At 36.1% G+C, this 12397-nt stretch carries 12 protein-coding genes; 6 read left to right on the forward strand and 6 right to left on the reverse strand.

Going from position 1 to position 12397, the window contains the following annotated elements; translation table 11 throughout:
* Positions 1-9: 9 nt before the first annotated feature.
* The 3 genes from mdh to gyrB form a co-directional block, all read right to left on the reverse strand.
* A complete protein-coding gene (gene mdh, locus KXJ69_RS11180) occupies positions 10-936 on the reverse strand; it encodes a malate dehydrogenase (protein WP_219053203.1) in 927 nt (308 codons plus the stop codon).
* A gap of 144 nt (positions 937-1080) precedes the next feature.
* The gene (locus KXJ69_RS11185) at positions 1081-2130 is read right to left on the reverse strand and encodes a DUF6588 family protein (RefSeq protein WP_219053204.1); all 1050 of its coding nucleotides are present in this window, start codon (positions 2128-2130) and stop codon (positions 1081-1083) included.
* Positions 2131-2233: 103 nt separating this feature from the next.
* Positions 2234-4174 (reverse strand): DNA topoisomerase (ATP-hydrolyzing) subunit B, encoded by a 1941-nt coding sequence (gene gyrB, locus KXJ69_RS11190; protein WP_219053205.1) that lies wholly within the window; start codon positions 4172-4174, stop codon positions 2234-2236.
* Between the two features lie 275 nt (positions 4175-4449).
* On the opposite strand from gyrB, the gene KXJ69_RS11195 reads away from it, so the two are divergent.
* Positions 4450-5007 (forward strand): DUF2911 domain-containing protein, encoded by a 558-nt coding sequence (locus KXJ69_RS11195; RefSeq protein ID WP_219053206.1) that lies wholly within the window; start codon positions 4450-4452, stop codon positions 5005-5007.
* A 35-nt stretch (positions 5008-5042) separates the two neighbouring features.
* On the opposite strand, the gene KXJ69_RS11200 is transcribed toward KXJ69_RS11195, so the two are convergent.
* Positions 5043-5672, reverse strand: a complete 630-nt coding sequence (locus KXJ69_RS11200; protein WP_219053207.1) for a 7-carboxy-7-deazaguanine synthase QueE — start codon at positions 5670-5672, stop codon at positions 5043-5045.
* Between the two features lie 79 nt (positions 5673-5751).
* Positions 5752-6234: a Rid family detoxifying hydrolase gene (locus tag KXJ69_RS11205; protein ID WP_219053208.1), complete on the reverse strand. Its 483-nt coding sequence runs from the start codon at positions 6232-6234 to the stop codon at positions 5752-5754.
* 84 nt (positions 6235-6318) lie between these two features.
* On the opposite strand from KXJ69_RS11205, the gene KXJ69_RS11210 reads away from it, so the two are divergent.
* The 5 genes from KXJ69_RS11210 (at position 6319) to KXJ69_RS11230 (ending at position 11585) form a co-directional block, all read left to right on the forward strand.
* Positions 6319-7845 (forward strand): helicase HerA-like domain-containing protein, encoded by a 1527-nt coding sequence (locus KXJ69_RS11210; RefSeq protein WP_219053209.1) that lies wholly within the window; start codon positions 6319-6321, stop codon positions 7843-7845.
* A 17-nt stretch (positions 7846-7862) separates the two neighbouring features.
* Positions 7863-8429, forward strand: a complete 567-nt coding sequence (locus tag KXJ69_RS11215) for a hypothetical protein (protein WP_219053210.1) — start codon at positions 7863-7865, stop codon at positions 8427-8429.
* Between the two features lie 93 nt (positions 8430-8522).
* A complete protein-coding gene (locus KXJ69_RS11220) occupies positions 8523-9461 on the forward strand; it encodes a YybH family protein (protein ID WP_219053211.1) in 939 nt (312 codons plus the stop codon).
* Between the two features lie 82 nt (positions 9462-9543).
* Positions 9544-11160, forward strand: coding sequence for a class I SAM-dependent methyltransferase (locus KXJ69_RS11225; RefSeq protein ID WP_219053212.1), 1617 nt, complete (start codon positions 9544-9546; stop codon positions 11158-11160).
* A gap of 2 nt (positions 11161-11162) precedes the next feature.
* Positions 11163-11585 (forward strand): VOC family protein, encoded by a 423-nt coding sequence (locus tag KXJ69_RS11230; RefSeq protein WP_219053213.1) that lies wholly within the window; start codon positions 11163-11165, stop codon positions 11583-11585.
* On the opposite strand, the gene KXJ69_RS11235 is transcribed toward KXJ69_RS11230, so the two are convergent.
* The gene (locus KXJ69_RS11235) at positions 11554-12291 is read right to left on the reverse strand and encodes a YwaF family protein (protein WP_308701043.1); all 738 of its coding nucleotides are present in this window, start codon (positions 12289-12291) and stop codon (positions 11554-11556) included. The genes KXJ69_RS11230 and KXJ69_RS11235 overlap by 32 nt on opposite strands.
* Positions 12292-12397: the final 106 nt, after the last annotated feature.

The following is a 12397-nucleotide window of genomic DNA, read 5'->3' on the forward strand; positions in this document are numbered from 1 at the left end:
ACGGTTTAATTATACTTCAAGCAATGCGTTTGTTTTACTTACACCTTCAGCACTTTCTTTCATATGTGCTTTTTCGGTATCATTCAATTCTAACTCAACAAGACTTTCAATACCGTTTTTCCCTAAAATTACAGGAACACCAATACAAATGTCTTTCATTCCATATTCACCATTGAGCATTGTAGAACAAGGGAACATTTTCTTTTGATCACAAGCAATGGCCTGCACTAAGGCTGAAACGGCTGCTCCTGGAGCATACCAGGCTGAAGTTCCGAGTAACTTCGTAAGGGTTGCACCTCCTACTTTGGTATCTTCCATTACTTGTTGTAATCTTTCTTCTGAAATAAATTTTGATACTGGTACACTATTTCTAGTAGCTAAGCGTGTTAATGGAATCATTCCTGTATCACTATGGCCACCAATTACCATTCCGTCCACATCACTTAAAGGAGCTCCTAAAGCTTCAGCTAAACGATATTTAAAACGTGCGCTGTCTAAAGCCCCTCCCATTCCTATAATTCTATTTTTTGGCAATCCAGTTACTTTATGAGCCAAATAAGTCATGGTATCCATAGGATTACTCACCACAATCAAAATGGTATCTGGAGAATGCTTTACCAAACTTGTTGCTACTGTTTTTACAATGCCAGCGTTAATTCCAATTAATTCTTCACGAGTCATACCAGGCTTTCTAGGAATTCCTGAGGTAATAACACAAATTTGACTTCCTGCTGTTTTTGAATAATCATTGGTTGAACCCGTAATTTTGGTATCAAATCCATTTAAAGGAGCCGTTTGCATAAGGTCCATTGCCTTTCCTTCGGCATAGCCTTCTTTAATGTCTAACAATACTACTTCGCTTGCAAAATCTTTAATAGCAATGTACTCGGCGCAACTTGCACCCACAGCACCTGCTCCTACAACAGTAACTTTCATTATCTCTTTAATTTTAAGTTGAATATTTCTTTTAAAATCTGAATTTTCAGACGCTGCAAAAGTATCAATTTCTAGACAGTCATCCTACTAAAAACCAGAACAAAAATGGTTTTCAAATAAAATAAACTACTCAGTTACATGACGTTAACGAACACTTATTGCAATCCCCGCTGAAATATTGTTATACTCCTGAAGCGTATAAGAAGCAAATATTTTAAAGACACTTAAATTAATTCGTGTTCCCAAGCCTAGTCTAACACTATTTACATCGGCTTTAAAATTTAAGGGGTTTGAAATGGTTTCTTGAACCGTTCCAATATTATTTCCATCACTGTCTTCTAATTGATAGGTGAGTGTGTAATCTCCATTTAAAGCCAGTTTACTGCCACCTCTCCCAAAACCTATAGAACCAAAAAAATCAACAATCTTTAAATCTACAGACGCAATAGCTTGTAACGATAAAGTATTCAATTTAAACACGGCTTCTCCATTTACAACCGTCACATCATCTAGGGCATCTTCATCGTCAATTGCATAGGTTACTTTTGTATGTCCATACGCCACTAGGGCACTTAAGCTAAAAGGAGATTCGTCCATTGTAGGAATGTATTGTGAAATATTGTGTTGCAATCCCAACCCAATAACAAAGTTCTTTACTTTATCATCAATCCCAAGATTTGGCACAAAACGAAGTTTAAAATCGGTACTCTTAGGCAATCCAAATCCAACTTGTACTATAGGTGCAGGCACCCCTTTCAACGGAAAGTCTTCACCAATACCTCCGGGCATTTCAAATTCGGCTACCTTCACAGTGCCATCACCTACTGGTATTCTCACATCAAAAACAGTACTATTGGTATCATCCCCCAATACGGTTGAGACATTTTGCTGACTTCCTGCTTGTGATGTCACAAAATTATAGTCTGAAGATCGAAAAAGAAATTCTTTATTATCGTCTGGTACCAAAGCCAAATTTGCGCCTATGGTAATATCGAACCCAAAAAGTTCATGGGTTTTTCCAGTGGTATACCAACCATCATTCATACTGTAAACAATACCCTTTAATGCTGGATTTATATAGGCTTGAGTTAAACTTTCTGCGTCATCTGCCGCTAAAAGGATACTTTCGAGTTCTTGTGAAAAAGAAATATTCTGAAATAACAATACACAAAATGCTACTTTAATAATTTTCATACTTCGAAGTTTTGGTTAGTTATTGAATAAAGATAGCAACTTCAAAACAAAAAAAATACCCCATTAAGGGGTATTTTTAAAACATTGCTTTTTAAAAAAGTAGCTACGCATCAATATTTGCATAAACTGCATTCTTTTCTATAAATTCTCTTCGAGGTGGCACTTCATCACCCATTAGCATAGAGAAAATTCTATCGGCCTCTGTACCATTATCAATTGTTACTTGGCGTAATGTTCTAAAATCTGGATTCATAGTTGTATCCCAAAGTTGTTCAGCATTCATTTCTCCTAAACCTTTGTAGCGTTGGATACTAGCACTTCCTCCAAATTGTTCATTAAGAGCATCTCGTTCTTTGTCACTCCAAGCATATTCTTTTTTCTGCCCTTTTTTCACCAAATACAATGGTGGAGTAGCAATATAAACATACCCTGCCTCCACTAATTCTCTCATATAACGGAAGAAAAACGTTAAAATTAACGTAGAAATGTGACTACCATCTACATCGGCATCACACATAATCACTACTTTATGATAGCGAAGTTTTTCAAGATTCAGCGCCTTGCTATCATCTTCTGTTCCAATAGTAACCCCAAGTGCTGTGTATATATTTCGAATTTCTTCATTTTCAAAAACCTTGTGCTGCATGGCTTTTTCTACATTCAAAATCTTTCCTCGAAGCGGTAAAATAGCTTGGAAGTTACGATCTCGACCCTGTTTTGCTGTTCCCCCTGCAGAATCTCCCTCCACTAGGAATACTTCACACTTTGAAGGATCTTGTTCAGAGCAATCGGAAAGCTTTCCTGGCAAGCCTGCACCACCCATTACCGTTTTACGCTGCACCATTTCCCGGGCTTTACGAGCTGCATGACGAGCCGTTGCGGCTAAAATTACTTTTTGAACAATAGTTCGCGCATCATTTGGGTTTTCTTCCAAATAGTTTTCAAGCATCTCAGAAACAGCCTGACTTACAGCTGAAGTAACTTCTCGGTTTCCAAGTTTAGTTTTGGTTTGTCCCTCAAATTGAGGTTCAGCAACTTTTACCGAAATAATAGCAGTTAATCCTTCACGGAAATCATCTCCAGAAATTTCAAACTTGAGTTTATCGAGCATTCCTGAAGCATCGGCATATTTCTTTAAAGTACGTGTTAATCCAGCACGAAAACCACTTAAATGGGTACCACCTTCGTGGGTATTAATATTGTTTACGTAACTATGTAAGTTTTCATTATAGGAAGTGTTGTACACCATGGCCACTTCTACTGGAATATCGTTCTTTTCACCTTCCATGGAAATAACTTCAGCAATTAAAGGCTCGCGATTTCCATCTAAGAAACGGATGAATTCCTTTAAACCTTCATCACTATGAAAAGTTTCAGAGATAAATTCTCCCTTTTCATCTGTTTCGCGTCTATCGGTAAGTGTAATTGTAATCCCTTTATTTAAAAAAGAAAGTTCACGCATTCTACTTGCAAGAGTATCGTAATTATACTCTAAGGACTGCTGGAAAATCTTTCCATCAGGTTTAAATGTAACTACAGTTCCACGCTCAGTAGTTTCACCTACCGCTTTTACTGGATACATGGTTTTACCTCGCTCATACTCTTGCTCCCAAATTTTCCCGTCACGATAAACAGTGGCTTTTAAATGTTCTGAAAGAGCATTTACTACCGAAACACCTACCCCGTGTAATCCTCCTGAAACTTTATAAGAATCCTTATCAAACTTTCCTCCAGCTCCAATTTTGGTCATAACTACTTCTAGTGCTGAAACACCTTCTTTTTTGTGCATATCCACGGGAATACCACGACCATTATCTTTTACCGAAATAGAGTTATCTTCATTGATAATTACACCAATTGTATCACAATGTCCACCCATGGCTTCATCAATAGAGTTATCCACTACCTCATAAACCAAATGATGGAGTCCACGAACACCTACATCTCCAATATACATGGAGGGGCGCATGCGCACATGCTCCATTCCTTCTAACGCCTGAATACTATCGGCTCCGTAACTACCTTTTTTTTGTTCTTCGCTCATATAAAATTAGGTTGTTTACTACATATTTTTCACAACAAACAAATATAACCATATCACTAATAAAATCAATGGTTTTCGCTATTTTAAAGTAGGTAAGTTATTAACAAATGTTGTGGAAAAAATTAAGCCTTTTCAATCTTCAAAAAAACCTTTATTTGGTTAGAAAGTCAAAGGTCTGTAAAACACGATTTTAGTTTTAATGATTTTAAAAACTTTCACACAATTTTAGAGTTTTTCAATTCTAAAAAATATAATTTTAATCAAAATTTAAAACCATGAAAAAATATTCTATTATTACTGCACTATTGCTTTTTATAGCAATGTCTTTTACAACTGAGTCTATGGCTCAAAAATTTAGCAATCTCGATGTAAGCCCTATGGATGCGGCTTCGTATCCAAGCGACTACAAAATTTCTTTAAAAGAAGTTAAAGTGGTTTATAGTAGACCTCAATTAAAAGGAAGATCATTAAGTGAACTTGCTCCTAATGGAAAGGTTTGGAGAACTGGCGCCAATGAAGCATCAGAAATTACATTCTACAAGGACATGTTCCTTGGAGAAACTCCTATTAAAGCAGGAACCTATACACTTTACACCATTCCAGGAGAAAAGGCTTGGACTATCATTATTAATAAAGATATAAACGTATGGGGATCTTATTTTTACAACGAAAAGAACGATGTAGCAAGAATTAAAGTACCAGTAACAGTTAAAAAGGATTCGCTTGAAGCCTTCTCTATTGCTTTTGAAGGCAGCAAAGGCGGAGTTGACATGCATTTAGGATGGGATAACGTTCGAGTTATAGTCCCCTTTAAAGATAGATTCGCAAAATAAATTAAAAAAACCCGAAGCAAATGCTTCGGGTTTTTTTATGGAATATTTAAATACTTATGGGTTTGTAATGACACCACCCACTTAGGATTTTGCATTACATAATCTACTATTTCTGGAATCATCTTTTCTCTTTTGCTCCATTCGGGTTGCAAGTAAAGTTTACATCTTGAATTTACTTTTGTTGCTTGCGCTTCAGCAAAACGGAAATCATCTTTATTATAAACAATTACTTTGAGCTCATCTGCCTTTTGATAAATTTCTTTGGTAGGAAGTTTTAATTTCTTGGGTGAAAGACAAATCCAATCCCAAGTTCCCGACAAAGGATATGCCCCTGAAGTTTCAATATGTGTGTTTAACCCTTTTTCTTTAAGTAAAGTTGTAAGAGGTCCCATATCCCAAGTAAGGGGCTCCCCTCCCGTCACTACAATTGTTTTGGAAAATTTTGAAGCATTATCAGCAATTTTTTCGATTTCCGTAGGTGGATGAATGGCAGGATTCCAACTTTCTTTTACATCGCACCAATGGCATCCCACATCGCACCCTCCTACTCTAATGAAATAAGCTGCAGCACCTTTATGATAGCCCTCACCTTGGATGGTGTAAAACTCTTCCATTAAGGGTAGCATGATTCCTTTTTCAACCAAATCTTGTACTTGTGCTTCCATGAGGGCAAATTTACAGTAATTTGCTCTTAGCAACTACCTGTTATTCGAATTTTTACCCGCGATTTTATTCTGAAGGATCCTATTTTACAGCAACAACCTCTATCTCAATCTTTGCTCCTTTTGCCAGTGCCTTTGCAGCAAACGTAGTTCTGGCTGGTTTTTGAGGAAAATAGGTTTCATATATTTTATTAAACACCAGGAAATCTTCCATATTTTCGAGTATTACGGTTACTTTAACGACATCAGTTAAGCGCAACTCATGAACCGATAAAACATCCTTTATGTTTTCTATTGTTTGTAGTGTTTCGGCTTCAAACCCACCTGTGACTAATTCACGAGTGTCATGATTCATGCCAATCTGTCCAGACAGATAAAATGTATTTCCTATTTGAACAGCATCACTAAATGGAACATCCTGCTTCTTGGGCTCATGAGATTTATGAAAAATAGGAACCTCAAATGAATTTGTATCCTTGCTGCTTTTTATTTCATTTTTAGATTCCGAACAGCTAAAGAGAAAAGAAAAAATACCAATACCTAAAATTACTCGAATGAATTTCATGATTATATATTAAAGTTTCAATTAAAATACTGAATATTTTTAGTAGCTACCATACAATTGCTATTTTTACCTAAAATTTTGAAGATGGCAGACAAACAAGCTTTTTTTAACCACATTACCGAAGGTTATACCACTAAAGGAGATTCGATTACATTGGGAGCAGCAATGCTGGATGGAGAAACCCTAACCAATGCTTACGTAAAAGTTCCTTTAAAAACCTTAAACCGACACGGACTTATCGCTGGCGCCACTGGAACAGGAAAAACAAAAACCCTGCAAGTCTTGGCTGAAAATCTATCCGACAAAGGAATTCCTGTCTTATTAATGGATATGAAAGGTGACTTAAGTGGTATTGCCCAACCAAGCCCAGGACACCCAAAAATTGATGAGCGTCATGCCCAAATTGGCCTTCCCTTTGAAGCCAAAGGATTTCCTGTGGAAATTTTAACGCTCTCTGAACAAAACGGAGTGCGTTTAAGAGCCACGGTAAGTGAGTTTGGCCCTGTCCTAATTTCAAGAATATTAGACCTGTCTGAAGCCCAATCGGGAGTCATGTCCATTCTGTTTAAGTATTGTGACGACAATAAACTACCCCTTTTAGACCTTAAAGATTTAAAGAAAATTCTTCAATATGCCTCAGACGAAGGAAAGGATGAAATTGAAAAAGCCTACGGAAGAATATCCCCAGCTACATCGGGAGCCATTCTTCGTAAAATTGTAGAATTAGAACAGCAAGGCGGTGATCTTTTCTTTGGTGAAAAATCTTTTGACACGGACGATTTACTTAGGATTGATAAAAACGGAAGAGGCTATATAAACATTGTTCGGTTAACTGATATCCAAGATAGGCCAAAGTTATTCTCAACCTTTATGTTGTGTTTGTTAGCCGAAATTTATGCCACCTTCCCAGAGCAAGGAGACAGTGGCAGACCCGAACTTGTTATTTTTATTGATGAGGCTCATCTTATTTTTAAAGAAGCGAGTGATGCATTACTTGACCAAATTGAAAGTATTGTAAAATTAATTCGATCTAAAGGAGTTGGACTTTATTTTGTTACTCAAAATCCAACTGACGTACCTGATGCGGTACTGAGCCAATTAGGTTTAAAAATTCAGCATGCACTACGTGCGTTTACAGCTAAAGATAGAAAAGCCATTAAACTTACGGCAGAAAATTATCCTTTATCCGATTATTACAAAACCGATGAAGTTTTAACTTCCCTAGGAATTGGAGAAGCATTAGTTTCTGCTTTAAATGAAAAAGGAATTCCTACCCCTTTGGCGGCTACTATGCTACGGGCGCCTATGAGTAGAATGGATATTTTGGAAGATGACGAATTGAAAGACCTATTAGAAGCTTCAAAATTAATAAAAGAATATAACGAAGAAATAGACCGTGATAGTGCTTATGAAATGCTAAATAAAAAAATTGAAATAGCAAATCTCAAAGAAGCAAAAGAAAAAGCAGAAAAAGAAAAAGAGGAAGCCCAACGAACCACAACAAGAAGAACTACTTCTCGTAGAAGAGGCAAAAGCACTCTCGAAAAAGTAATCACAAGCCCCACAGTAATACGAAGTGTACTGGGAATATTAAGTAAAATGTTAAAATAAATAACCCCACAAAAACTATGAAAAAGACCCTATTAATTGTTGCCATTGCTGGAATATTATGTACCCAATGTGGAAAAGGAGAAGACCCATTTGCTATTGGAGAAGGTATCGTAGGTAAAGTGACACAAGATGTCCAAATGAGACAGATAGACTCTATTTTTGCAAACGATTCTATTGTAAAATTGAATCCAATTAAAGATGCTTTGGGAACCCAAGGCGAGGTAGAAATTTATGAAAAAGGCGGAAAGAAATTACTTTTAATTTCGCCAGAAGACGAAAGTGACCCAAACTCAATCATTAGTAATATACAGGTATTTGATGCAAGGTATAAAACCGAAAAAGGATTAAATTCTGCTAGCACCTTTGCCGATGTAAAAGCTAACTATGAAATAGCAGGAATTGAAAATGCAATAAATGCTGTAGTTGTGTTTTTAAAAAACAGTGATATTTATCTTACCATAGATAAAAAACAACTTCCTGAAAACATTAGGTACGATTACAGTGCAAGAATTGAGGCTTCACAAATTCCTGATACAGCTACCTTTAAGTATTTTATGATTGGTTGGGATACTGAAAAGGAATAACATTGATTTTTCATCTACAAATAAAAACCTTCAATTATTGAAGGTTTTTTTATTTCCTTAAATGCAGTATCTTACTCATAAGTACATTAAAAGATGAAATTTTTATTTACGTTTTTACTAGTACCCCTTTTTTGTTTTGGACAATTATCTTCAAAATATGAACCTTCTGCTCTCAATCCCTACGGACTTCCAAATCCAGATGCACCCAAAGAAATACTCGATTTTGATCCATTAATTGGAACATGCGATTGTATTTCGACCACCCGAAACGTAGACCAGTCTTGGGGAGACTCTCAAAAAATGACTTGGACTTTTAAATATATTATGAATGGTACGGGCATCCAAGACGAAACATTAAAAGAAGACGGTAGCCATTCTGGAAGCATAAGACAGTTTATTGCCGATAGTAGCAAATGGTATGTGCATTGGTATTCTAATACTACTCCTAGTACGTCCCTCCCAACCTGGGAAGGAGGAAAACGGGGTGATAGTATTGTGTTATATCGGGAACAGAAAGCCCCAAATGGCATGGATGGCTCCTATAGACTTACCTTTAGTAATATTTCTGAAAAAGGGTTTCACTGGATTGGAGAATGGGTAGATACTACTGAAAAATTTGTATTTCCCACTTGGAAAATCGAATGTGTAAAAAGAGATTCTAATTGGGATAAGGAAATAATCTTAAAAAACGTAGCTGCTTTTTCTAAGGCATATATGGATGGAAATATTGAAAAGTTATCTCAATTTTATACAGAAGATGGAAAAATATTTCCCAACAACACAGATATCATTTCTGGGAGAGATGCTATTAAAAAAAGATGGACACTCCCTGAAGGTGTTTCCATTAAATATCATAAAGTAACGCCTTTAGAAATTAAAATTATTGGTGATTTTGCCTATGATTTTGGCTATTATGAGGGCAGTTCTGTTTCTCAAAAAGGGGAATCCCCCTTTAAAGGAAAGTATGTAATTGTCTGGAAAAAATTGGATGGTGATTGGAAAATGTACCTTGATATTTGGAATAATATTTAGAGCCTTATCATAAAATTCATTTTTCAACACTAAAACGGAAGAAAAAATAGAAAACCTATATTTATAGTGTTAAACAATTTATATGCTATCACCTTTAGATAAAAGTCTTCTTCGTAGTGATCTGTTTCGGCATTTGGACGGAATTGTTTGTGCGCCCGTAATATATTCACTAAAAGAAAAAGGAGTACTTGATTATTTGCTAACAAAAACGTCTTTTTCAATTTCAGAGATTTCAGAAAAATTTGAAGCCAATGAAGGATACCTAAATGTTGCCTTACGAATGTTGGGTTCGCAAGGCTGGGTAAATTATAAAGTAGATGCTCAAACAAACCAAGTTACCATCTCAATAAACGATAAAAGTGAGAAGGCATTTCAATTTTCTGAAAGGTATCGCGAAGTGGTTCAGTATTTAAAGATTTCGGAAGGTTTTCACCCACGTAATTTCGACTTGGAACAGTTTACATCACTCAACAGAATTTTTACGAAATACAAGCAAGGAGACTTTAATCCAATATCCAAAAACGAGCAAGATCGTGAAATTGAATTGCAAATCCAGAAACATATTGAAGGTGTTTTGGTGGGACCCATTACTGTATATTTGGGGATGGACGGAATGTTTCATAAATATTTTATGGAAGCCTCCTTTAGTGCCGATGAGTTTCATGAAGACCCCGTGAGTTTTAGCAAAATATTAGATTTCTTTACTTTTTTAGGTTGGTTTAATAAGAAAAATGAGCACTATCGATTTACCGATAAAGGCTTGTTTTTTGCCCGTAGATCCTCGGCTTATGGGGTAACAGTTTCCTATTTACCTACTTTTAGAAGGGTAGATGAATTGTTATTTGGAAATGCTACCATTTTTAAGAGCAACGACCCAAATGCTACCGAAATGCACGTGGATAGAGAGATGAATGTTTGGGGAAGTGGAGGAGCCCATTCTGCTTATTTTAAAAAGATTGACGAAATAGTAATCGCACTTTTCAACAAACCCATCGAAGAACAACCTAAGGGGATTCTGGATATGGGATGTGGTAATGGCGCATTTCTTATCCATCTTTTTGAAGTGATAGAACAACGAACCAAACGAGGAACCATGCTCGAAGAATATCCCCTCTTTTTAGTAGGGGTAGATTATAATCGTGCCGCATTAAAAGTTACCCGAGCCAATCTGGTGAAAGCCGATATTTGGGCCAAGGTCATTTGGGGTGATATTGCCAATCCCTCCCAATTGGAGAATGATATTCAGGAAAGTTATGATATTGAATTGAGTGATTTGCTCAACGTGCGAACCTTTCTCGACCATAACCGCCCTTGGAAATTCCCCAATAATATCGAAACCAATAGAAAGAGCGATTCTAGGGGAGCTTTTGCCTCTTGCGGTGATAGATTACCCAATGCAATCGTAGAACAAAATTTAAAGGAACATCTCGAAAATTGGTTACCCTACATTAAAAAGTTTGGTCTTTTAATGATAGAATTACACACCATAGACCCTTCCATAGCTTCGAAAAATATTGGAAAAACGGCTTGCACAGCTTATGATGCTACCCATGGTTTTAGCGATCAGTATATTTTAGAATTAGATGTTTTTCTTAAGGTAATTGATGAATTAAACTTAAAAAGTGACCCAAAACATTTTTCAAAATTTCCAAATAACGAACTTGCTACCGTAAGTATAAACTATTTAAAACTCGCCTAACAATGTCACAAAATCTACGACCTTTTCATCTAGCCATTCCCGTAAATAACATTGAAATAAATCGAACCTTTTACAGAGACGTTTTAGGATGTAAAGAAGGACGAAGCAGCGACCATTGGGTCGATTTCGATTTTTTTGGACATCAATTGGTCATTCATTTAAAGGAAGAAAAAAATGAATCTGTTTCAAACCCAGTAGACGGAAAAGAGGTCCCCATTCCGCATTTTGGGGTGGTTTTGGATATGCAAACTTTTGAAACATTTGCTGAAGATTTAAAAAAGAAAGGCATTCAATTTATTATCGAACCTTATATTCGATTTAAAGGTGAAGTAGGTGAGCAAGCCACTATGTTTTTTAAAGACCCCTCGGGTAATGCTTTGGAGTTTAAAGCCTTCAGGAATTTGGATCAGCTTTTTGCGAAATAGCTTTTTTTCTAGTGAAATGAAAAGGCAAATAAATTAGGAAGAAATACGGAAACAAGATTAATTCTGCCACCAAAATATAATACGGCCAATCCCCTAAATAGTCTAACAATGATCCGTGGGGTGGCTTTTCTGAAATAAAGAAATAATTAGAGCCTAAGATTTTATTCACCAATAGCATGGCAACAAAGTACACTTGCAATGCTAAAAAGGACTTAAATATGCTTTTTACAGTGGGGCGCATTTTGTAAATAATAGTGGCGTAAAGAATAAAAACAACCAAGCCACAATGCACTACAAAATATTTGAGATAATCGTAATGTGGAAACCCATGGGCTAAATCAGGTGTAATAATAGCTTGAGAGGTGCCTGCCAAAATCCAAAAAAGCAATACTTCATACATCCACTTTTTACGAGTTACTGCAAAGATGGGCAGCAATAAAGAAATGATATTACAGAGATGTAACGGAAGATGTTCGGTAGCGTCAAATCCCTGAATGTATATCCTAGAAATAGTCCAAATAACCAAACTTGCACAAAGAAATATAGAGAATCCAACTCCTAATTGGCGCTGTCTTTTTTTAGATAATTTCTTTGCCCAAACAATAAACGTATATCCAAACAATGCAAAAAAAAGAATGGCAATAATATGCTGAAAGCCAAACATGGTGAAGGCATTATTATCTCTAAAAAATACAGACTCGGTCACGTTTTTTCAAAAATTAAAAAGGAAAGGTAGTAAAAGATTTTAATTTGAATCTTTTCTTAAAAGCATTGAAGGTTGATTGAAAACATGTAATTTTAAACTACAATTT

Source organism: Halomarinibacterium sedimenti (genome assembly GCF_019312585.1).
In the GTDB taxonomy this organism is placed as follows: Bacteria; Bacteroidota; Bacteroidia; order Flavobacteriales; family Flavobacteriaceae; genus Halomarinibacterium; species Halomarinibacterium sedimenti.